Source organism: Variovorax sp. PMC12, assembly GCF_003019815.1.
Taxonomy (GTDB): Bacteria; Pseudomonadota; Gammaproteobacteria; order Burkholderiales; family Burkholderiaceae_C; genus Variovorax.
This window is the reverse complement of sequence record NZ_CP027774.1, coordinates 460,900-481,791: the sequence shown is the minus strand read 5'-3', so window position 1 is coordinate 481,791 and position 20,892 is coordinate 460,900. Positions and strand designations below refer to the sequence as shown.

At 67.0% G+C, this 20,892-nt stretch carries 17 protein-coding genes; 2 read left to right on the top strand and 15 right to left on the bottom strand.

From position 1 onward, the window contains the following. Positions 1 to 122: 122 nt before the first annotated feature. Positions 123 to 530, bottom strand: coding sequence for a hypothetical protein (locus tag C4F17_RS33015; RefSeq protein ID WP_159053774.1), 408 nt, complete (start codon positions 528 to 530; stop codon positions 123 to 125). Positions 531 to 953: 423 nt separating this feature from the next. Here C4F17_RS33015 and C4F17_RS29680 point away from each other — a divergent pair, with 423 nt between their 5' ends. Next, positions 954 to 1,508 (top strand): DUF427 domain-containing protein, encoded by a 555-nt coding sequence (locus C4F17_RS29680; protein ID WP_106938035.1) that lies wholly within the window; start codon positions 954 to 956, stop codon positions 1,506 to 1,508. A 348-nt stretch (positions 1,509 to 1,856) separates the two neighbouring features. On the opposite strand, the gene C4F17_RS29675 is transcribed toward C4F17_RS29680, so the two are convergent. From C4F17_RS29675 to C4F17_RS29655, 5 genes are all read right to left on the bottom strand, one after another. Continuing rightward, complete coding sequence (locus C4F17_RS29675; protein WP_106938034.1) at positions 1,857 to 2,966, bottom strand: M14 family metallopeptidase; 1,110 nt, start codon at positions 2,964 to 2,966, stop codon at positions 1,857 to 1,859. Positions 2,967 to 2,994: 28 nt separating this feature from the next. Beyond that, complete coding sequence (locus tag C4F17_RS29670) at positions 2,995 to 4,299, bottom strand: MFS transporter (RefSeq protein WP_106938033.1); 1,305 nt, start codon at positions 4,297 to 4,299, stop codon at positions 2,995 to 2,997. A 23-nt stretch (positions 4,300 to 4,322) separates the two neighbouring features. Continuing rightward, the gene (locus C4F17_RS33585; protein ID WP_234383151.1) at positions 4,323 to 4,721 is read right to left on the bottom strand and encodes a Rid family hydrolase; all 399 of its coding nucleotides are present in this window, start codon (positions 4,719 to 4,721) and stop codon (positions 4,323 to 4,325) included. 125 nt (positions 4,722 to 4,846) lie between these two features. Then, the gene (locus C4F17_RS29660; protein WP_106938032.1) at positions 4,847 to 5,185 is read right to left on the bottom strand and encodes a YciI family protein; all 339 of its coding nucleotides are present in this window, start codon (positions 5,183 to 5,185) and stop codon (positions 4,847 to 4,849) included. A 15-nt stretch (positions 5,186 to 5,200) separates the two neighbouring features. After that, complete coding sequence (locus tag C4F17_RS29655; RefSeq protein ID WP_106938031.1) at positions 5,201 to 8,707, bottom strand: indolepyruvate ferredoxin oxidoreductase family protein; 3,507 nt, start codon at positions 8,705 to 8,707, stop codon at positions 5,201 to 5,203. A 118-nt stretch (positions 8,708 to 8,825) separates the two neighbouring features. On the opposite strand from C4F17_RS29655, the gene C4F17_RS29650 reads away from it, so the two are divergent. Then, positions 8,826 to 9,320, top strand: coding sequence for an Lrp/AsnC family transcriptional regulator (locus C4F17_RS29650; protein ID WP_106938030.1), 495 nt, complete (start codon positions 8,826 to 8,828; stop codon positions 9,318 to 9,320). A gap of 9 nt (positions 9,321 to 9,329) precedes the next feature. On the opposite strand, the gene C4F17_RS29645 is transcribed toward C4F17_RS29650, so the two are convergent. From C4F17_RS29645 to paaN, 9 genes are all read right to left on the bottom strand, one after another. Continuing rightward, complete coding sequence (locus tag C4F17_RS29645) at positions 9,330 to 10,739, bottom strand: FAD-binding oxidoreductase (RefSeq protein ID WP_106938029.1); 1,410 nt, start codon at positions 10,737 to 10,739, stop codon at positions 9,330 to 9,332. 11 nt (positions 10,740 to 10,750) lie between these two features. Continuing rightward, positions 10,751 to 11,515 (bottom strand): ABC transporter ATP-binding protein, encoded by a 765-nt coding sequence (locus tag C4F17_RS29640; RefSeq protein ID WP_106938028.1) that lies wholly within the window; start codon positions 11,513 to 11,515, stop codon positions 10,751 to 10,753. Next, entirely contained in the window at positions 11,512 to 13,299 is a 1,788-nt protein-coding gene (locus C4F17_RS29635) for a branched-chain amino acid ABC transporter ATP-binding protein/permease (protein WP_106938027.1), read from the bottom strand. The genes C4F17_RS29640 and C4F17_RS29635 overlap by 4 nt, the downstream gene beginning before the upstream one ends. Then, on the bottom strand, positions 13,296 to 14,333 hold the full coding sequence (locus C4F17_RS29630) for a branched-chain amino acid ABC transporter permease (RefSeq protein ID WP_106938026.1): 1,038 nt from the start codon (positions 14,331 to 14,333) through the stop codon (positions 13,296 to 13,298). Before C4F17_RS29630 ends, C4F17_RS29635 begins: the two co-directional genes overlap by 4 nt. 22 nt (positions 14,334 to 14,355) lie before the next feature. After that, the gene (locus C4F17_RS29625) at positions 14,356 to 15,522 is read right to left on the bottom strand and encodes an ABC transporter substrate-binding protein (RefSeq protein ID WP_106938025.1); all 1,167 of its coding nucleotides are present in this window, start codon (positions 15,520 to 15,522) and stop codon (positions 14,356 to 14,358) included. Between the two features lie 48 nt (positions 15,523 to 15,570). After that, complete coding sequence (locus C4F17_RS29620; protein WP_106938506.1) at positions 15,571 to 16,584, bottom strand: 2Fe-2S iron-sulfur cluster binding domain-containing protein; 1,014 nt, start codon at positions 16,582 to 16,584, stop codon at positions 15,571 to 15,573. Positions 16,585 to 16,604: 20 nt separating this feature from the next. Next, the gene (locus C4F17_RS29615; protein ID WP_234383150.1) at positions 16,605 to 17,702 is read right to left on the bottom strand and encodes a hypothetical protein; all 1,098 of its coding nucleotides are present in this window, start codon (positions 17,700 to 17,702) and stop codon (positions 16,605 to 16,607) included. Between the two features lie 141 nt (positions 17,703 to 17,843). Further along, complete coding sequence (locus tag C4F17_RS29610; protein ID WP_106938024.1) at positions 17,844 to 19,205, bottom strand: phenylacetate--CoA ligase family protein; 1,362 nt, start codon at positions 19,203 to 19,205, stop codon at positions 17,844 to 17,846. A gap of 34 nt (positions 19,206 to 19,239) precedes the next feature. Next, entirely contained in the window at positions 19,240 to 20,892 is a 1,653-nt protein-coding gene (paaN, locus tag C4F17_RS29605; protein WP_159053773.1) for a phenylacetic acid degradation protein PaaN, read from the bottom strand.

The following is a 20,892-nucleotide window of genomic DNA, read 5'->3' as shown; positions in this document are numbered from 1 at the left end:
GAGCATCTCAAGATACAGCGTCATAGCGAAAACGGTTTCGTTCTTGAATCTGCCAACCACTGGGTAATTTTCTGGCGTCATGGCGAAGGTCTGGTTATGGCCGTTCTCGGGCACCACACTGGTCACGTGCGGTCGCCAACGATCTGATCTCGGTACTCACGCCATCTTTTCAGGTTGCGCGCGGGATCATTGGACTGCTCAAGAAAACTACCGTCGCTCAGGTCTATCGCTTGGCATTCGAGATTGCCGCAGAGCAGCAGGATGCCATGAACAATTTCGTCACCGGCACGCACATGCAGTCCGATGCTTTGAACGGGGTCTGTCTTTCCCACGTTGAACTCAATCGAACCAATCTTGCTGGAGAAGATGCCCCAATGCGGATCACTCCAGTCCGTGTCAGGAAAAATCGATGTCACAACTGTCTGAACAGCAGTAAGTGAGCCTAGGCTCACAAGGCTTTCATCGCTGGCAATTTCGGATACAGAGCTGTACCGTCGGCTGAACTTGAATAGTGAAACATCCCAAGACATTGCGCATCCAGATACGTCGTTGTTGCCGGCTGTAGCCGGGACTAAATCTTGGCGGCGGTCCGGGTTGTTGTCGGATTTTGCCGAGCTAGGCGAAAGACCGGTTCTGGCCGATAGTACCCACTCGCGTGAGGCCGAGGGATGTCGGCAACCGCTGCAGAGCGGCCGGTCGACCTGCCGCACAAAGGGTTGCATCGAACCCATTGCAGTCATACGGCTTGGGGAAGCACACGTCAGCTTTGCAGCGGTAGCGCCACTGCGCACGCCTGACTAGCAGCCATCCGGCCAAGCGCTGAAGGAAAATGTTCTGGCCGCAGGTGCACATCATCGGCATCACGGTCTCTGCCGAAAGCTCATTGTTGCGAACCGCCCTGGTTCTCGGCGTTCGACCGGCACTTGGCATCGTCGTGTATCTTCCAGCCCATCATGAGCGGCGATTCCAACTGGCTTGATAGCGCCCGCGCGCAGTGGCTTTGGCGAGGGCAGAAGCGCCCCCCGTTCGCCGATGTCCCTGCGCCGGGGCAGGTTTCGGTTTGGGATTTCCCGAGGCCGCCAGAGCTCGTACGCGAAGCCCGTGAGATCGTCGTGCTCTGGGGCAATCTCGAGGTAGCGCGCACCCGCGCCGCCTGGGCAGTCCGCGAAACGGCCCACCCCCCTACCTTCTACCTGCCGCTGGCCGACGTACGGCCTGGACTGTTGCAGCCCGCTGGCAACGGCTCGTTCTGTGAGTGGAAGGGACCGGCGCGCTATTGGAATCTGGTCGACGGCGCGCGCCGCTTGGACCAGGTCGCCTGGAGCTACCCCCATCCCTTGTCTGGCGCCGAGCCGCTGGCCGGCTGTGTAGCCTTCTATGCCCACGATCTTGACTGCCGTGTCGGCGGATCGAAGGCCCAGCCACAGGCGGGCCCCTTCTATGGGGGCTGGATTACTCCTGATCTGGTCGGCCCCTTCAAAGGCGAACCCGGTAGCGAAGGTTGGTAGCCAGTCGCATCTTCAGCATCCGGGCATGCACCTCGCTCGCAATGACGCCGAAATTCATCAGTCCCTCTGCCAACGTGCGGCCCCCCTGCGGCGCGGATTGAACGAGCGGAACGGATCCTGGAACACCATTTGCACACGCTTGCAAAGCTGTGCGCATCTGCGCTGCACATTTCTCGACTCATCCGCTGTCGGGATGAGTGGGCTGGTCGTCACGCCGCAGCAATTCACTGCGCTTCAACATCGAGATGGCGCTTCGCCGTCGGATAACCAAGCATATGGTCCAGCGCAGCAACTCACCTTCGATGTCAGCCGCAGCGAAACCAGTCCCGTTGGAGCTGCGTGGCAACGTTAAGTCGCGCGCAAGCCCAATAGCGTCTGCAGAAGCACCACGCGCGTCTGGCCCAGCACCATGCCCTTCCACTCGTCGTTGTCACAGTAAAAAGCATCGCGCAACTGCTGGCGAATCTCTCTTCGCTGCGACTCGGGCGCCTCGCCATGACGGCGCAGCCACGTGTCGGCGCTCAGACGAAACAGCATCTCGTGGTCGGGAATGGTGCCGAACTCGAGGCCCATCAGTGCGATCCGTGCTTGCGGGCATTCGTCGTATGCGGCCGAGACAACCGGCCCCGACACATGCGCGGACACGGAGTCCTGACTGAACAGCGCGAAAACGTCGGCACCCCACCAAGCTCGGGCGAGCGCGAGATCTTCAGGCGTGTTGCGGCCCGGATACACCTTCTCGCCGTGTCCATAAGGGCCCAGCCCCGTGTGCACGTCGATCCAACCCAGGTGAGTGGCCGAGGCCGCGTACTTGCGCAGGATGGCGCGGATGGTCTTGTTGCTCCACGTCGGTTCGGTGCCACCGTAGAACAGGCCGTCGGGCGAGCCGTACTGGCCTTTTGTGAGGGCGGTCCGGAAGGCGCGCATGCCATGCTTTTCGATGTAAGCATCCACGGCCGCTTGGTCGGCTGGCGTCGGCGGCCAATTCGCGGGCAGCGCCAGCGGCTCGACATTGGCGTACTCGGCATTCACCGGCAGCGGAGCGCTAAAGTCAATGTGGTTGCGGTTGAGGTCGATGTTGTCCTCGTTGGTGCGGTGCAGATGCGAGAAGCCGTACGGGTTGACGCCATGCACCAGAAGCAGCGCCACGCCGGCCTGCTGCAGGCGCGAGAGCAGATCCTCGTCATGCAGGGTTGCGACCTGCGCGCCCGAGCCGCAGAAGCCTTCGGGCCCGTGTGTGCCCGAGGTCACGAGCAGCAGCTTCTTCGCATCGACGGCGCCGAGCAACGCGACGTCGGTCGCGAGTTCCTCGCCGAGCGCGCCCCGGTGGCCCTTGTTGACGAAGGACTCGATCAAAGCGCCGCGGCCGCTCGCGGCCTCGAGGAACTTGGCGCGGGCCTCGGCGTACGTGCCCGAGAAATGCCGCGTGACGGCGCTGCTGTAGGTGGAGGTTGTCATTGAAAGCTTCGAAGTAGAGGCGAGCGTTTCAGGCGTGCGAACCCGCCGCGTCGATGTCGCGGCCTGTATGGTCGCGCAACCAGATCAAGCCCAGCAACGAGACCGCGGTCATCGCGACCAGGTACCAGGCTGGCGCGAGCTTGCTGCCGGTGGCATTGAGCAGCCAGGTGCTGATGAAGGGCGCGAAGCCGCCGAACAGCGCGACGCCCACGCTGTATACCAGTGACATGCCACTGGCGCGCACCGCCTTCGGGAACATCTCGGGCAGCATTGTGATGCTCGGCGCGGTCTGACCCACCAATCCCAAACTCAGTACGCCGAGCACCACGAACAGCACCACGGGCGTGGGCGAGGCATTGAGCCAGAAAAAGCCGGGGTAGATCAGCAGCACGAGGAAGACGCGACTCCAGAAGATCAGCGGCTTGCGCCCCACGCGGTCAGACAATGCACCGACCAGCGGCGAAGCCAGAAACAGGATCAGCCCTGTGATCGCCGCGCCGAACAGCGCGACCGATGGGGCGAGCCCCAGCTCGCGCACCGCGTAGGTCGGCATGTAGAAGGTGATCACGTAGGCAGCCGTGGTGCCGCCTACCATGGTGAGGATGGCCGCAAGTACTGTGCCGCCATGCTGCGTGCACACGATCCGCAAGCTGCTTTCGCGCGGCTTCGCGCCTTGATCGGGCGTGATTTCCAGCGACTCGTTGAGGTGGCGGCGGATGTAGATGCCCACCGGCGCGATCAGCATGCCGATGAAGAAGGGCACGCGCCAGCCCCAACTTTCCATGGATTGCGGCGACAGCGTGAAGGTCAGCATGCCCACCACGACCGCACCGAGCATCACGCCCAGGCCCTGACTCGCGAACTGCCAGCTCGCCATGTAGCCACGGTTCTGCGGCGTGGCATGTTCCACCAGCAGCGTGGTGGACGCACCGACTTCGCCACCGGCCGAGAAGCCCTGGATCAACCGCGCCAGCACGACCAGCACCGGCGCCGCGACGCCGATGGTGGCGTAGGTGGGCGTGAATGCGATCACCGCGCAGCCAAGCGCCATCAAGAAGATGGTCAGGGTCATGGCCTTCTTGCGGCCCGCGCGGTCGGCGTAGGCACCAATCACAATGCCACCCAGTGGCCGCATGATGAAGCCGACGCCAAAGGTCGCTACCGTGAGCAGCAGTTGGCCGTAGCCGCTGAAGGTTGGAAAGAACAGCTTGCCGATTACCAGTGCGAGAAAACCATAGACGGTGAAGTCGAAGATCTCGAGGCCGTTGCCAATGGTCGTGGCGACGATGGTCTGTCGCCGGCTGATGGCGGTGTGCGCGGGGGTGGGGTTCATGAGCGTCGAGGTAGGCAAGAATGTCAGTGGGCACCGGTCGCAGCGATCACCGCCACCTCGACCAGGAGCGTGGGCAGCGCTGGCCAGCCGGTCCACACACGGTTCATCTCGGGAAAGTCGTCGATCTCGGCGAGCCAGATGGTGGCTTTCAGCAGTCTCGACTTGTCCGACCCCGCCTGCGCCAGCAGCGCGTCGATGCGCCACAGGACGCGTGCCATTTGTTCGCCCACGGTCACCTCCAGCGCCGCGAAATCGAGGTTCGCGGCCGTTCCCATCACGGGAGGAATGCCGAAGCTGCTGCCGAGCGCGCTCGACTCAGAGCCCGCGCCACCGTCAATGAAATCGAACACCGTGCGCGGCAGCGCGCGTCGTGGCAGTTCGCGAAAGTCGTCAATGCAGTGCGCGTCTAGATAGTGGGACATGTTCGATAACATATTGAGCCGTCTAGACGGCATATTTATAGACACCCTCGGCGTCAAAAAGCGCTCTTCCTGGGACGACATGGCCGAGGACTTTGTGCGCGGGCCCCCGTGGGTGCCGCGCTTGCTCAGTCCGCGGCCGCGACGCAGCGCGATGCATCGCGCCGCAGTTCCGCCAGGAAGCCCCGTCGCGGTTCGGGCAGGTAGCCCGTGAAGAGCGTCCGCTGCACTTCGGCGAAGAGCCCGGCTCGCGCATAGGGCTCGCCGGCCAGGAAGTCGTCAGCCTGCCCAGGGTCGTCGGTGGCCAGCAGCAGGTACATGCCGACCAGCTCCCCGTCGACCAGCGACGGGCCGCCGTGCAGCACGCGCCCCTGGTTAGCGATCATGTAGTCGAGGTGGGCCGCGCGGATCGGCAGGCGGTCCTGCGCGCCACCGGGGCGGTAACGGCAATCGAGGGCGATGGGCATGGCGGCGTTCCTCGATCAGGCAGTCTTCAGCGCGGGCGACTGCACGGCAGGCGGTGCGTCGTGCGCAGCCAGCAGCGTGGCCAGATTGCGGCGGTACTCAGCGATGGCGCGCGCCTTCACATGCCCATAGCCACGGATTTTCTCGGGCAGCGCGGCAACCGCTACCGCGCTTCCGATGCGCTCGTTGGTCAGTCCGTCAAGCAGGCGCTCGACGAGCCCTTCGTATTCGACCAGCAGCGCGCGTTCCTCGCGCCGCTCGGCCAGCCAGCCGAAGGGATCGATCGGCGTGCCGCGCAGGCCGCGCATCGCCGCGAGCCCGCGGAACACCGGCAACATCCAAGCGCCAAAGCTGCGCTTGAGCACCTTGCCGTCAGCGCCGCGTTTCTCGAAGATCGGCGGCGCCAAGTGGAATTGCAGTTTGAAGTTGCCCTCGAATTGACTGCGCAGGTTCTGAAGGAACTCGGGCCGCGCATGCAGCCGCGCGACCTCGTACTCGTCTTTGTAGGCCATCAGCTTGAACAGCGAACGTGCCACCGCGTCCGCCAGCCGCGGCCGCCGCGCTCCAGGTGCGATGCCTCGCTCAGCGGCCTCCACGCGGCGCACGGTGTCGAGGTAGCGACGCGCATAGCGCGCGTTTTGATAGTCGGTGAGGAAGCGCACGCGTTCCTCAAGCAGCTTCTCGAAAGACTGTGGCAGGTTCAGTGTGACGACGCTGCGCCGGTCACCCATCAGGGTCTGGCGCCATTGCGGATCGGCGGCGGTGAGGCGGCCAGCCGCGAAGGCACGCTTGTTGGCTGCCACGGCCACGCCGTTGAGCTCGATCGCGCGCATCAGCGCCGCCAGGCTCACCGGCACGCCGCCCTGCTGCCAGGCATGGCCGAGCATCAGCATGTTGGCGCCGATGGCGTCGCCCAGCAGCGCCTTGGCGGTGGCGTTCGCGTCGATGCGCTCGACCTGCGCGACACCCGCGGCGGCCTCGATCTTCGCCAGCAGCGCGTCCTCGCGGTAGGGCAGGTCGGGCTGGCGCGTGAACTCGGCCAGGGTCTGCAGATGCGTGTTGACCACCACGCGCGTGCGGCCCTCGCCGATCACGCCCAGCACGTCGGGCAGTACACCCACCACCAAGTCGGCGGCGATCAGGGTGCGCGCGGTGCCCGGCAGCAGGCGCACCGCATGCAGGCGATCGGGCGTGTCGGCCAGGCGCACGTGGCTCACGACCGAGCCGCCTTTCTGCGCGAGCGCGGTGAAGTCGAGCACCGAGATGCCCTTGCCCTCGAGGTGCGCAGCCATCGCGATCAGCGCGCCGAGCGTGATGACGCCGGTACCGCCGACGCCCGCGATCATCAGGTCGAAGGGGTGCGCGAGCGAAGGCAGCGCAGGCAGCGCAAGCGCTGCAGCCAGCGCCTCGGGATCCTGAGCGGGCGCCGCCACCGTGCCCTTGCGCAAGCTGCCGCCGAGCACGCTCACGAAGCTGGGGCAGAAGCCTTCAGCACACGAAAAGTCCTTGTTGCAGCTCGACTGGTCGATCTGGCGTTTGCGGCCGAACGAGGTCTCCAGCGGCGCGACCGACAGGCAGTTCGACTGCGTGCCGCAGTCGCCGCAGCCTTCGCAGACCTCGGGGTTGATAAGTACCCGCCGCGCCGGATCGGGATAGCTCTTGCGCTTGCGACGGCGGCGCTTCTCGGCCGCGCAGGTCTGGTCGTAGACCAGCACCGTGACGCCGGAGATCTCGCGCAACTCGCGCTGCACCAAGTCGAGCTCGCGGCGATGCCGCACCTGCACGCCCGCGGCCAAGGTCACGCCCTGGTAGCGCTGTGGCTCGTCGGTCACGACGACCACCTTGCGCGCGCCCTCGCTTGCGACCTGGGTGCATATCTGCGGCACGCTGGTCTGGCCGTCGACGGGTTGGCCGCCGGTCATGGCCACCGCGTCGTTGAACAGGATCTTGTAGGTGATGTTGGCGCCGCCTGCGACCGCCTGACGGATGGCGAGGTAGCCCGAGTGGAAGTAGGTGCCCTCCCCCATGTTCTGGAAGACGTGCGGCACGCGCGTGAAGGCGCCGCGCCCGAGCCAGTCGGCGCCCTCGCCGCCCATCTGCGTGAGGCCGCCCGTGTCGCGGTCCATCCAGCTCGCCATGTAGTGGCAGCCCACGCCGGCTTGTGCCTGGCTGCCCTCGGGCACCTTGGTCGAGCTGTTGTGCGGGCAGCCCGAGCAGAAGTACGGTAGCCGCCGCATGCCGTCGGCCTCGTTCGACAGCGCTGCGCGCGGGGCGAAACGCGCGGTGTCGATGCGCGCAGCCAGCGGATGCCCGATGGCGCGCAGCCACGTCAGCAGCGCGGCAGCGATGCTCGCTGGCGAGAGCTGGCCGGTCCAGACCAGCAGCGGATGGCCTTCAAGGTCCTGCTTGCCACAGACCGTGGGCCGGCGCGCGCGGTTGAACACGCGGTCCTTGAGTTGCTGCTCGACCACCGATGCCTTCTCCTCGATCACCAGCACATGAGACAACCCCTCGCAGAAGCGGTCGGCGCCCTCGTTATCGAGCGGGAACACCAGGCCGGGCTTGTAAAGCCGCAGCCCGAGCGCCGGAAGGTCGTCGGCGCCGAAGCCGCAGCGCTGCAGCACTTCCATCAGGTCGTGGAAGGACTTGCCGACCGCCACGATGCCGGTCGTGGCCTCGGGCGCGGCCACCACCAGGCGGTCGAGCGGGTTGCCGCGCGCGAAAGCGCTGAAGGCTTCGAGCTTGGCGGCCAGCCGTATTTCGACGGCCGCCGTGAGGAAGTCGCTCGTGCGGTATTCGAGCGCTGAGGTATCGGCCAATTCGGAGGGCTCGGGCAATGCGAACGCCGCATCGATAGAAGCATCGACCGAGCGCGCGCTCTCGACCGTCTCCGAGATCGCCTTGAACGCGACCCAGGTGCTGGCATGGCGCGACGCGGCCCAGCCCCAGAGGCCGAAGGCTTCGTACTCGTCGACCGAGGCCGGATGCACGATCGGAATTCCCCAGCCCATCAGCGACAGGTCGCTGGCGTTCGGGATCGACGAAGACGTGGCGGCATGGTCGTCGCCCACCACCATCAGCACGCCGCCGCGGCGTGACGTGCCGGCCGCGTTGCCGTGGCGGATCGCATCGCCCGCGCGGTCCACGCCCGGCCCCTTGCCGTACCACATGGCGAACACGCCGTCGACCTCGCGCTCGGGGTCCAGGCCAACCTGCTGCGTGCCCATCACCGCGGTGGCGGCAAGGTCCTCGTTGATGGCCGGCAGAAAGCGGATGCCGTGTTCGGCCAGATCTGACTTGGCTCGCCACAACTCAGTGTCAACGCCCGCGAGCGGGGAGCCACGGTATCCGCTCACATAGCCGGCGGTGTTCCAGCCGCGGGCCTTGTCCTCCTGCTGCTGGCGGAACAACAGCCGCACCAGTGCTTGCGTGCCGGTAAGGAACACGCGGCCTGCGCGCGCGGTGCGGTTGTCTCCGAGCCGGTAGCCTGTCTCCAGCGCGAGCGCTGCTTCTTGTGTCTGCATGGTGTGGATCCGTCCATCGGGGGAAGATCAAATATTAATCCGTCTGGACAGCATATATAATTGCGATCCGTGCGGTGTTGGTGACAACCCGGCATGTTTCATTCCGGAGATTGCCACCATGGGAAAGACTGATTCGACGCCGCTGTCCGACGCACCTACTCGCCGCATCCTCGACCTGCTCCAGGCCGACGGCCGCATGACGGTGCAGGCACTGGCCGACGAGGTGGGCCTGTCTTCAGCGCCCTGCTGGCGCCGGCTTCGCGACCTCGAGGACAGCGGCATCATCCGCCGCTTCGTCGCACTGGTCGATCGCAACAAGGTCGGCCTGCATGGCTGCATGTTCACGCAGATCAGCCTGGAGCGGCATTCGGAAACGGTGGTGGCGGCCTTCGAGCGCGCGGTGCAGGCCACGCCCGAAATCCTCGAGTGCTGGGTCACCACCGGCGACAGCGACTACATCCTCAAGATCGTGGTACCTGACGCGCTGGCCTTCGACCGCTTCCTTCACCGCTTCATGCTGAAGCTCGAGGGCATCCGGCAGATCAAGACCTCGGTCGCGCTGCGCGAGGTTAAGAACGACACCCGGCTCGACCTGACGCGGGTGTCGTTCTGACGGAGCGGTTCACACGCTGGGTTGCCGCAGCACCTTACCCGGGTTCATCACTCCGCGTGGATCGAGCGCCTGCTTGATCGCCGCCATCACGCGCATCGAGGCACCGCGCTCGAGTTCGAGGAAGTCGAGCTTGCCGTAGCCGATGCCGTGCTCGCCGGTGCAGGTGCCGCCCATCGCGATGGCGCGGCGCATCAAGCGCGCGTTCAGCGTCTCGGCACGCGCCATCTCGTCGGCATCGGCGGGGTCGACCACCACGCACAGGTGGAAGTTGCCGTCGCCCACGTGACCGCACATGGGGGCGGTGAGCCCCAGTTCTTCGACGTCGGCGCGCGCTGCCAGCACCGCTTCGCTCAAGCGCGAGATCGGCACGCAGGCATCGGTGGGCATGCCCTGGCAGCCGGGGCGCAGTGCTAGCGCTGCCCACCACACGTCGTGGCGTGCCTGCCAGAGGCGGCTGCGCTCCTCGGGCGTGTCGGCCCACGCGAATCCAACGCCGCAATTCTCGCCTGCGAGTTCCTCGGCCACGCGCACCTGCTGTGCCACGCTTTCGGGCGCACCGTGGAATTCGAGGAACAGCGTGGGCATGACCGGCAGCCCGAGTTTCGCGTAGCGGTTGCAGGCCTCGATCTGCTGCGCATCGAGAAACTCGATGCGGCCCACCGGCACACCGGTCTGCATGATCGAAGTGACCGCGTCGATGGCCGCGCGCAAATGAGGAAAAGCGCAACGCGCGGCCGCGATCTGCTCGGGTAGCGGATGCAATCGCAGGCCCACCTCGGTGACGATGCCTAGCGTGCCCTCCGCGCCGGTGAACAGGTGCGTGAGGTCGTAACCCGCGGCCGACTTCCGGGCGCGCCCCCCGGTGCGCACCACCTCTCCGTCGGGCAGCACCACCTCGAGCGACATCACGCTCTCGCGCATGGTCCCGTAGCGGACGGCGTTGGTGCCCGAGGCGCGCGTCGACACCATGCCTCCGATCGAGGCATCGGCGCCGGGGTCAATCGGGAAATGCAGACCGCTGCCGTGCAGCGCCGCGTTGAGCTGCTTGCGCGTCACGCCGGCTTGCACGCGGCAGTCGAAGTCAGCCTCGTGGATCTCGAGCACGGCATTCATGCGCGAAAGGTCGATGCAGATGCCACCGTGCAGCGCCGCGACGCCGCCTTCGCACGAGGTTCCGGTGCCGAAGGGGATCATCGGCACCGAGGCCGCGTGGCAAAGCCGCGCGACCGTGGCCACCTCGCCAGTCGATTCGGCGAACACCACCGCGTCTGGGGCATGCAGCGGATGGAAGGATACGTCCTTGCCGTGCTGGTCGCGCACCGCCTGGCCGATCGTGCAGCGATCGCCAAAACATTCGCGCAATTGCCGAATCACCGCGGCTACTGGGCGCTCGTGCAGCGCAAGGGATTTCTCATTCATGCGTATGTCCTTCAGGCCGCCAGCACGACGGGCGGTATCAATTCGATGGGGGCCGACGCCGCTGCGGCGCGCCCCAAGTAGCTGTCGGCGACTCGCGCATCGCGCGCGACATCGGTGGCCGGCCCCTGCAGGCTCACGCGGCCCATCTCGAGCACGTAAGCATGGTCGGCCACCTCGAAGGCGGCGCGCGCGTTCTGCTCGACCAGCAAAATCGCCACGCCCTGCGCCTGGAGCCGCCGCACGGTCGCGAAGATGTCACGCACCACCAGCGGCGCGAGCCCCAGGCTCGGCTCGTCGAGCAGGAGAATGCGCGGTCGCGCCATCAACGCACGGCCCAAAGCGAGCATCTGCCGTTCGCCGCCTGAGAGCGTGTGCGCCAGTTGGGCATGCCGCTCGCCCAGGCGCGGGAACAGCGCGTACACGCGCTCCATCTCGGCGGCGATGGCACGCCGCCCCGCGCGGCGCCAGCAGAAGGCGCCGAGCTCAAGGTTGTCGGCCACGCTCATGGTCCCGAAAAGGTCGCGCTGCTCGGGCACCAGTGAAAGGCCCATCGCCACGCGGCGCTCGGGCGAGACGAAGCGCAGGTCGGTGCCGTCAAGCCGGACTTCGCCGCTCATCGGCAGCCGACCCATGAGCGCGGCCAGCAGCGTGGACTTGCCTGCGCCATTGGGTCCGACCACGGTGACGATGCCCGAGGGCGGCACCGCCACGTCGACTTCGTGCAGCGCCGGGATGCGGCCGTGGAACGCGCACAGGGCGCGGGCTTCCAGCGTCATGCCGCACTCCCCAAGTAGGCTTGCTGCACGCGCGGGTCGTCGCGCACTGCCTGCGCCTCGCCCTCTGCAATCTTTTGGCCGAACTGCATCACGACCAGTCGGTCGGCGATGTCCATGATGAATTCCATGTCGTGATCCACGATGAGCACGGTCACGCCCTCGCTGCGCAGCTGCTTGAGCAGCACGGCCAGGTTTCTTTTTTCCTGGTGCCGCAGGCCAGCAGCGGGCTCGTCGAGCAGCAGCAGCTGAGGGCGGGCGCACAGGGCGCGCGCGATCTCCAGAATGCGCTGCTTGCCCAGCGGCAGGCTGGCGGCAGGCGCGTCCGCAAGGTCCTCGAGGCCGCAGCGCCTCAGCTGAGCCAGCGCCATGGCCTGGATCTCGGCCTCCTCACGACGGTCCAGCCGAAGCATCGCGCGCAGCCAGCCGTCTCGCCCGAGCAGATGGCAGCCGAGCGCCGCGTTGTCTCGCACGCTCATATCGGCCACCAGCTTCACATGCTGGAAGGTGCGCGCCACGCCACGCGCGGCCACGTGGCGCGCGCCGAGCGCATCAATGCGCTGGCCGCGCAGCGTGATCGCGCCGGCGCTGGCGGGCAAGAGGCCGGTGATCAGGTTGAACAGCGTGCTCTTGCCCGCGCCGTTGGGACCCAGCAACGCAACGATCTCCCCGTCGCGCACCTCGAAGGAGACGCGGTTGACCGCGACCAGCCCACCGAAGCGCTTCTCGGCCTCGTCGACGCACAGAAGCACCTCACCTGCCGCGGCGGGCGCGCGCTGCGCTGGCATTTGCAGCACGGCCGGTTCGCCGCTCGCCACGGGCCGCGGTGCCGCCGCGGGCGCGGCGCGCGTCCAGCGCGCCAGCAGTGGCCACAGTCCCGCATTGGCGCGCGCGAGGATCAGCAGCATCAGCACGCCGAACACCGCCATTTCGAAGTTGCCCGAGCGGCCGAGCAGTGCCGGCAGCACATCCTGGAGCACCTGCTTGAGCACCACCACGACGCCAGCGCCTACCAGCGCACCCCACAGCGCACCCACGCCGCCCATCACGGCCATGAACAGGTATTCGATGCTCATCTGCAACCCGAAGGGCGTGGGGTTGAGGAAGCGCTGCATGTAGACGTAGAGCCAGCCCGCCATGCCGGCCAAGCCCGCGGCGGTGCAGAACACCGCGACCTTGAGCCGGAACGCATGCGCACCAAACGCCTCGGGCAGGTCGGCACCGGCGCGCAGCGCACGCACGGCGCGCCCCAACCGAGAGTCGAGCAGGTTGCGCACCAGACAGAAGGCGAGCGCGAAGCCCAGCGCGATCAGGCAGAACATCGACCGCTCGGAGGCGAAGTCGAGACCGAAGAGGGTCAGCGCGGGAATGCCCGACAGGCCGTTGAAGCCGCCCAGCGGCTCGACAATGCCCAGCCCGTAGTAGACGACCACGCCCCATGCCAGCGTGGCCAGCGAGAGGTAGTGGCCGCCCATCGAGAGCGTCAATGCGCCGATCCCCGCGGCCGCGAGCGTTGCGAGCGCGACCCCGGCCAGCAGCGTGGCCCAGCCGGGCACGCCGTGTGCCACCGCGAGGTAGCCGGCCGCGTAGGCGCCCATGCCGACGAAGGCCGCCTGCCCGAAGGAGATCAGCCCGGCGAAACCGGTCATCAAGGTGAGCCCGAGCGCCACCGTGGCGTAGAGCAGCACGAAGCTCGCAAGCGTGACGTAGTAGCTTGAGGCGAACAGCACGACGCCAGAAATGGCCGCCACGGCGAAGGCCGCGAGCACCCAGGAACGAAACGTCATGAAGCCTCCTGCGAATGCGGGTCGGCCAACGACCGCCACAGCAGCAGCGGCACGATCAATGCGAACACGATGATCTCCTTGGCAGCGCTCGCACCGTAAGACGAGAAGGCCTCGAGCAGGCCCACTACGAGCGAGCCTCCAGCGGCAAGGACGTAGCCCGAGAGGCCGCCGACAATCGCACCTACAAAGCCCTTGAGCGCAAGCAGGAACCCCGAGTCGTAGTAGATGGTGGTGAAGGGGCCGATCAGCACGCCCGAGACGGCGCCGATGAAGGCGGCGATGGTCAGCGCCAACTCGCCCGAGTGGTCAGGCGAAATACCAACCAGCCGCGCGCCATCGCGGCACACCGCGGTGGCGCGCAGCGCCTTGCCGCTCAGCGTGTGGCCGAAGAAAGCGAAGAAAACGGCCACAAGCACGGCACTCGCCATCACCACAGCCAGCGTCTGGGGCGCCACCGGCAGTACCGCGAGCAGGCCGGCCGGCAGTTCAAAGCCCGGCAGCCGCGAGCCCTCGGGCCCGAACACGTACAGGCCCAGCGCCACCAGCACGAAGTGCAGCGCGATCGCCGCCACCAGCAGCACCAGCGGCGTGGCATTGCCCATCGGCCGGAACACCGTGCGGTAGATCAGCGGCCCCATCGCCGTGACCAGCGCCACCGCCGCGGCCGTCTGCATCCAGGCCGGCGAGCGCGCGTCGACGCCGAACCACGCGAAGGCGCAGGCCGCCATCGGCAGCGCGCCGAGCAGCGCGATCCGTGCACCGAGCCCCGCGAGATTGCGCTGCCGCACACGCTCGGCGGTTTCCATGCCGCAGGCCAGCAGGGCCACCGCCGCGACCGGCACCGCCAGTCCCGGCGCATGGCCCTGCTGGAACGCCGCAATGGTCAGCACGCTGCAACTGACGAATTCGCCCTGCGGGACGAACACGATGCGCGTGACGGTGAAGACCATCACGAGCGCCAGCGCCAGCAGCACGTAGACCGCGCCGCTCGCAAGGCCGTCCTGCACCAGCAGGCCGAAGATCTGCATATCCATGATCTGTCGTGTCCGGCGTGCGTCAGGGGATGTACTTCCAGCTGCCCTTCTCGATGCGCACCATCACCCGGCTGCGCTGGTCCAGGCCGATGTGGTCCTTGGGCCCGAGGCTGTAGACGCCGTTGGTGGCATGCAGGTCCTGCGTGGCCTCTATCGCGTCGCGCAGCGCCTTGCGGAATTCGGGCGTGCCGGGCTTGGCGCCCTTGAGCGCGCGCGGCGCCGCGTCCTGCAGGATCAGCGCCGCATCCCAGAGGTAGGCGGCGAAGGTGGAACGTTGGCCCGCGTTCGGCAGCGCCTCATACTTGCGGATGAATTCGAGCGAGGGCTTTTTCGCCGGATGGCTGTCGGGCAGTTGCTCGGCCACCAGCACGGGGCCAGCCGGCACGAAGGTGCCCTCGAGCTTGGCGCCTCCCACTCGGAGGAAGTCGTTGTTTGCCACGCCATGCGTCTGGTAGACCTTGCCGCGGTAGCCGCGGTCGAACAGCGTGGCCTGCGGCAGCACCGCCGGCGTGCCCGAGGCCGCGATGAACACCGCATCGGGCTGCGAGGCCAGCAGCTTGAGTACCTGCCCGGTAACCGAAGCATCGGTGCGCGTGTAGCGCTCGTTGGCCACCACCTCGATCTTGCGCAGCTCCGCGAGCTTGTTGAACTCACGCCACCAACCTTCGCCGTAAGCATCGTTGAAGCCAATGAAAGCCACGCGCTTCACGCCGTTGTCGGCCATGTGCTTGATGATCGCAGTCGCCATGTGAGTGTCGCTCTGCGGTGTCTTGAAGGCCCAGCGCCTGCGTTCGTCCACCGGCTCGACGATGGCGCCCGAGCCCGCGAGGCTGATCATCGGCGTACCGCTTTCCACCAGGACGTCAAGCACGGCCAGCGAGTTGGGGGTGAGGCTCGGCCCGATCAGCAGGTCAATTGCCGACTCGGAGATCAGCTTGCGCACGTTCTTGACCGTGGTCGAGGTGTCGGACGCGTCGTCGAGCAGGATGTAGTTGATCTTCTCACTACCCGCACTGGCGGGCAGCACCGACACCGTGCGCTGCTGGGTCACGCCGACCGAGGCGGCGGGCCCGGTGGCCGAGACCACCACGCCCACGTTGATGTCGGCCCGCGCGCCCGTGAGCGCCGCGAAGCACAGTGACGCGCCGAAGGCGGCAGCCCGGAAATGGGCCTTTGCAATCTCAATCATCGTTGTCTCCTTTTATATGTCTGTCGTGCCGGGAAGAAATCGGAAAAGCTAGGTCTGCGCCACCGGCGTGAAGCTGTCGGCTGAGATCGCCTCGCTCCCCATGCCTAGCGCGATGCAGGTGTCGGAGCAGGCCGCGACGAAGCCCGGCGAGCCGCCGATCACCGCGCGAGCGCCGGCCAGCGACTCGTGGTTCTCGCGCAGCCACGAGGGCGCGTACTGCTGCTTCGTGGAGAAGCGGCTGCGTGCCTCGGTCACCAGCAGCGCATAGCGGAAGTTCGGATGCGCGTGCGCCAGCCCCGCGAGGCGGTCCAGCAGCATCAATTCGGTGTCGTCGCGAACCGAGAACAGCAGCGTCATCGGGCTCGTGTCACCTTGCCCGAGCGCATCCTCCATGATCGAGAGCACGGGTGCCAGGCCGGTGCCACCCGCGAGCCCGAGCACCGGGCCCTCACCCTCGGGCAATCGGCAGGTACCGTACGGCCCGGTCACACCGATAATGTCGCCGAGCTGCAGCAGGTCGTGGACGTGGCCGCTGGCCGCTCCGCCCGGATGGCGCGCCACCAGCAGCTCTATCAGGCCATCGCTTGAAGGCACGGTCGCGAGGCTGTAGCGTCGGTGCGGCGAGAGTCCCGGCAGCGCGAGCTCCACATAGGTGCCGGCCTGCGCTTCGAAACGCGCCGGCTCGCACGCCTGCAACACCAGCCGCCGCACGCGCGGCGTGAGCGGTGTGTTGCACAGCACGCGCGCCTCAAAGCTCTGCACGGCCGAGCCCTCGCCGCCCGGGATCGGCTGCACCGTGCTCAGATGCACCTCGGCGCTCGACGGCCGCGCCTGGCACATCAGACAAAAGCCGTCGGCAATCTCCTGGTCGGAGATCGCGAGGCCCAGCGACCAGCCGTTGTCGACCGTGCCCTGCGTGACACGCGCCTTGCACATGCCGCAGGAAGCGCCCCGACACTGGTGCGGCAGGATCACGCCCTGCGACAGCGCGGCGTCCAGGATGATCTCGCCCTCGGGCACACCGAAGCGCAGGGCCTCGTTGACGACGATCGTTCTGCTCATGTTCATGAATTTCATTCGGCCTAGAAGATCGGGATCACCTTCTCGGGATCGAACACCACTTCCTTGCCCTCGATGCCGACTTCGGGCAGCGCGGGGAATTCGATGCCGTAGGGATCGAGGTTGGCCTTCATCCGCAGTACGGCCGTTTTCCAATTGGCCTTGCGCTCGTCGAGCGTGAGGATGCCCAAGCCGGCGCTGCGCGCGACCTCGTCGATATGACGCTGCGCGGGGATGAAGGTGGGCGGCAGCTTCCAGAACTGCTCGGGCGGCTCATACAGAATGCCTGAGAGGAACACGAAACCTGCGCGCAGCTGGATGCTGATCATCTGCTTGTCGTCTTCGGTGAGCACCGGCAGCAGTTTCTGCAGCACCGCGAGGCAGATGCCCAGGTGGCGTCCCTCGTCCTGCCCGATGCGCTTGAATGCTTCCTTGAAAACCGGGATAGTGGTGCGCTGGTACATCCCGTGGAACAGCGTGCTCGAGGCCACCTCGCCGAACAGGAAAGAGGTGAACAGAATCGCGAGTGGGTATTTGTCGACGCCGTTCTTGAAGCCGGTCCAGTAGCGCGAGCCGTTGTAGTAGAGCCACTCGATGTTGTTGCGCGCCAGATGCCCGAGCGGCGTCTCGGGGACATAGCCGAGCGGGCCGCCGGGTGTGAGGCGCTTGATGGCGCGCCCGCAGACTTCCTCGTGGTTCATCTCGTCGCGCACGACCGAGAAGAAGCACTTGCGCACGGGGTCCTCTTCCTTGCTCTCGTAGGTGTGGATCATGGCGCGCGCAAACACCGAGGGCCCCGAGCCGTCGAACACGGCGAGTAGCGAGAACCAGTAGGCCATGGCGTAGCGCTGGTCGAGGCTGTAGTCCTCCGCGCGCAGCGTGTCCCAGGCCAGCGTGTGCGGCGACCAGCCCGGATCGCGCGCGGCGTCGTAGATGTCGTAGAGCTTGGGTGTCTGCACGTGCCACTCGAGGGGAAAGATGTTCGCCCCGTCGATGCCGGGCGCGGTCTCGATCTTGGCGAGCAGCGTCTGCGGATCGGGCATGGTGAGCACCTGTTCGGGCGGCGGGATCAGCGCGCGCGCGAGCGCGGCGGTGTCCTGGGAAGCGGGGGACGGGTTCATCGGGAATCTCTCCTTGTCATGTGTTCAGTTTTCAGGGGGTTGGTCATTGATTCGCCTTCCAGACGGCTTATCAATTGGTAAAGAAAGGACGTGTCCGCAAAGACATCCGCGCGGATGGTCCGCATGGTTGTGTGCGGTGCGTCATGCCGGATTAGCTTCTGCGGCGCTGCGCCTCAGCACGCGCGTGGCCTTGGCTTCGTAGCGCGGCAGTGCGCCCTCGTCGTGGCAACGCACTTCGCACGTGAGGCCCAGCCGGGCCTTGAGCCGAGCGCGCACCTCGCGCGCCAGTTCGTCGCCCGCGCAGGCAGCGCCAGGCACGCGCTCCACGGCCACTTCCATGTGGTCGAGCACGCTGCGCTCGCTGTCTATGTAGATCTGCCAGGCGTCCTTGGCCAAGCCCTCGACTCCGGCGATCACGTCCTCTATCTGCGAAGGATAGACCAGCACGCCGCGCACCTTGAGCATGTCGTCCGAGCGGCCAATGATGCGGCCTATGCGCGCATAGGCATGGCGGCCGCAGGCGCAACGGTAGGGCTGGGCGGAGCGGCGAACCAGGTCGCGCGTGCGCCAGCGCAGCACCGGGGAGGCCTCTTTGTCGAGGGTGGTGAAGACGATCTCGCCAACCTCGCCCGGCGCCACTGGGCGCAGGGTCTGCGGATCGAGGATCTCGCTGAGCACGCTGTCGTCATTGACCAGATGCATCTCGTCGTCACCGTGCGAATGCGCGCAGGAGACGCCGAGCACCGGCCCGCCGGCCTCCGTGGTGCCGTAGATGTTGTGCGCCAGAAAACCCTCGGGCATCAACGCCTCCATTTCGCTGCGGAAGGTGGCTGAGACCGACTGCCCGCCGAACAGCCCCACGCGCAGTGACCAGTCGCGGCGCGGATCGATGCCGGCCTTGTGCGCCTGCTGGATCAACGTCATCAGCCACAGCGGCGACATGGTCGTGACCGTGTGGCGGTGGTCGCGCAGCCACTGGACCATCAGTTCGCCACGGCCGGGGCCGACAGGAAAGTTGACCGCGCCATAGGCCTTGAGCGCCTCGTCCATCGAGCTGCCGCCGATCCACAGCCCGTAGCCATAGCCCTGGTAGACGCGGTCACCCGCGCGAACGCCCACCGTGCGGTAAATACGTGCAAGCTGGCGCACCAGCGTGTCTTCCCAGTCCTTGCGCGTGAAGCCGAACAGCACCGGCAGGCCCGTGGTTCCCGAGGTCGCGCAAAAGCGCACCACCTGCTCGAGCGGCACCGTGAGCAGCGGATACGGATAGAGCTCACGCAGGTGGCTCTTCTCGAGCAACGGCAGCGCCTGTAGCGCGGCACGGTCCTTCAGGTCGAGTGGGGAGGCACCGGCGGCCGCTAAATGCGCCCGCCACTGCGGCGAGTCGGCGAGCCGGCGGCCAAGCGCGGCGAGCTTGGCGTCCTGGCGCGACTGCAGTTCGTCGAGCGACAGGAAATCGTCGGCGGCATCGGCTGCGGCCTTCGCATTGCGGGATTCGGTCATGGGCGTCTCCTTGGTTCGTGGCAGTGGCCGCGCCTCAGGCGGCGAGGTAGCGGCGCGTCTGCAGCACGCGGAAGCGCGGGAGCACGAAGGCCGTGTCGCACAGCGCCGCATTGCCGGCCGCGTTGTGGCCGCTCACGTGCAGGTCGCTGAAGGCCGCGGACTGGTTCACGAGCACCGGGCCGGTCATGTCGAGCGTGAGGTGCACGCCAGCGTCGGCGGCCGCGTGCTTCACGCGGCCCACGAAGGCCTCGTCGCGCGAGTACACCGACCAGGTGATCGCACCGCGCAAGCGCGTGACCTCGTGCGCATGCCGCAGCGCTGCGTCCGCGTCCTCGGTCACGATCAGCAGGCTGATCGGGCCGAAGTGCTCGCGCGCGATGGTGTCGAGGGCTTCGGGCGGCACTGTGTACAGGGCCGGCGTGCGCAGCACCGCATCGGGCATCTCGGGATGCGCGAGCCGGCGCGAGACGAACGCCGGCTCGCCGATCGACGTGGCCTCGACGGCGCGCGCCTCGGTGGCATCACTTTGGATCGCGCCCAGCAATTCGACGGCGCGTACCGGATCGGCGACCAGCTTGCCCACGGCTGCGGCGAGGTCGGCCTTGAAATCCTCGACCGTCTTCGCCATGCCGTCCTGCAGTCGGATGCCCGTGCGCGGCAGGTACAGGCTCTGAGGCGTGGTGCACATCTGGGCGCTGTAGAGGCTCAGCGTGAGCGCAAGGTTGCGTATCAGGCCCGGGTAGTCGCCGGTGCTCTCGATCAGCACCGCATTGACGCCGGCCTTCTCGGTGAAGACATGGGCCTGGCGCGCGTGAGTCTCGAGCCACTCGCCAAATTCGGGACCGCCCGTGAAGTCGATCAGCTTCACGCGCGCATCGAGCGCAAGCGCCTTGGTCTTGGGCGCAACGCGCGTGTCGACCAGCAGTTGCACCACATCGGCGTCGAGACCCAGGCGCGCGAGCACGGTGCGCGCCGTATCAACGCACAGCGCGAGCGGCAGCACGGCTGTGGGATGCGGCTTCACGATCACCGGGTTTCCCGTGACCAGGCTTGCGAACAGGCCCGGATAGGAATTCCAGGTCGGGAAGGTAGCGCAGCCGATCACGGCTGCGATGCCGCGCGGCAGGATCTCGAAAGTCTTCTCCACGCGCAGCGGCCGGCGCGCATCGGGCTTCTCCCAGAGCACGCGCGCCGGATAGGCGCCCATCTCGCGCACGGCGATGGCCACGGCCTCGAGCGCGCGGTCCAGTGCATGCGCCGTGCCGGCCTGGAAGGCCATCGCGAACGGCTGGCCGCAGGCGTGCGTGCAGGCGAAAGCCATCTCGAAAGCGCGCTGCTGCAGCGCCTCGAGGATCTCGAGCGCCACCGCGGCGCGCTCGGCCGGGTCGAGCGCGGCCCATGCCGGCGCCACGGCTTCGGCGCGTGCGAGCACGGCGTCTACCGGCTCGTCGGCGTAGGCCGTGTCGAACGGCGCGCCGAAGGCGCTGCGTTCCTCACCGCGGATCGCGCCATCGCGCTGCATCCAGCGCGCGCGCACAACCGCCTCGCCGGCTTCGCGCGAGCCATCGGCATAGACGGGATGCGCCGGATCCTCGGGATAGGCGCTGTGGTAGCCGCGGCGGGCCACGGCGGCGATGGCATCGGCCAGGCGGCCGGCGTGTTTCTGTTGGAGGGCTTGGAGTTTCAT

What these genes read in the sequence shown, in the direction of transcription:
- C4F17_RS33015 (WP_159053774.1), bottom strand. Translation starts at nt 530, where the DNA reads ATGTCTTGGGATGTTTCACTATTCAAGTTCAGCCGACGGTACAGCTCT.
- C4F17_RS29680 (WP_106938035.1), top strand. Translation starts at nt 954, where the DNA reads ATGAGCGGCGATTCCAACTGGCTTGATAGCGCCCGCGCGCAGTGGCTT.
- C4F17_RS29675 (WP_106938034.1), bottom strand. Translation starts at nt 2,966, where the DNA reads ATGACAACCTCCACCTACAGCAGCGCCGTCACGCGGCATTTCTCGGGC.
- C4F17_RS29670 (WP_106938033.1), bottom strand. Translation starts at nt 4,299, where the DNA reads ATGAACCCCACCCCCGCGCACACCGCCATCAGCCGGCGACAGACCATC.
- C4F17_RS33585 (WP_234383151.1), bottom strand. Translation starts at nt 4,721, where the DNA reads ATGTCCCACTATCTAGACGCGCACTGCATTGACGACTTTCGCGAACTG.
- C4F17_RS29660 (WP_106938032.1), bottom strand. Translation starts at nt 5,185, where the DNA reads ATGCCCATCGCCCTCGATTGCCGTTACCGCCCCGGTGGCGCGCAGGAC.
- C4F17_RS29655 (WP_106938031.1), bottom strand. Translation starts at nt 8,707, where the DNA reads ATGCAGACACAAGAAGCAGCGCTCGCGCTGGAGACAGGCTACCGGCTC.
- C4F17_RS29650 (WP_106938030.1), top strand. Translation starts at nt 8,826, where the DNA reads ATGGGAAAGACTGATTCGACGCCGCTGTCCGACGCACCTACTCGCCGC.
- C4F17_RS29645 (WP_106938029.1), bottom strand. Translation starts at nt 10,739, where the DNA reads ATGAATGAGAAATCCCTTGCGCTGCACGAGCGCCCAGTAGCCGCGGTG.
- C4F17_RS29640 (WP_106938028.1), bottom strand. Translation starts at nt 11,515, where the DNA reads ATGACGCTGGAAGCCCGCGCCCTGTGCGCGTTCCACGGCCGCATCCCG.
- C4F17_RS29635 (WP_106938027.1), bottom strand. Translation starts at nt 13,299, where the DNA reads ATGACGTTTCGTTCCTGGGTGCTCGCGGCCTTCGCCGTGGCGGCCATT.
- C4F17_RS29630 (WP_106938026.1), bottom strand. Translation starts at nt 14,333, where the DNA reads ATGGATATGCAGATCTTCGGCCTGCTGGTGCAGGACGGCCTTGCGAGC.
- C4F17_RS29625 (WP_106938025.1), bottom strand. Translation starts at nt 15,522, where the DNA reads ATGATTGAGATTGCAAAGGCCCATTTCCGGGCTGCCGCCTTCGGCGCG.
- C4F17_RS29620 (WP_106938506.1), bottom strand. Translation starts at nt 16,584, where the DNA reads ATGAGCAGAACGATCGTCGTCAACGAGGCCCTGCGCTTCGGTGTGCCC.
- C4F17_RS29615 (WP_234383150.1), bottom strand. Translation starts at nt 17,702, where the DNA reads ATGAACCCGTCCCCCGCTTCCCAGGACACCGCCGCGCTCGCGCGCGCG.
- C4F17_RS29610 (WP_106938024.1), bottom strand. Translation starts at nt 19,205, where the DNA reads ATGACCGAATCCCGCAATGCGAAGGCCGCAGCCGATGCCGCCGACGAT.
- paaN (WP_159053773.1), bottom strand. Translation starts at nt 20,892, where the DNA reads ATGAAACTCCAAGCCCTCCAACAGAAACACGCCGGCCGCCTGGCCGAT.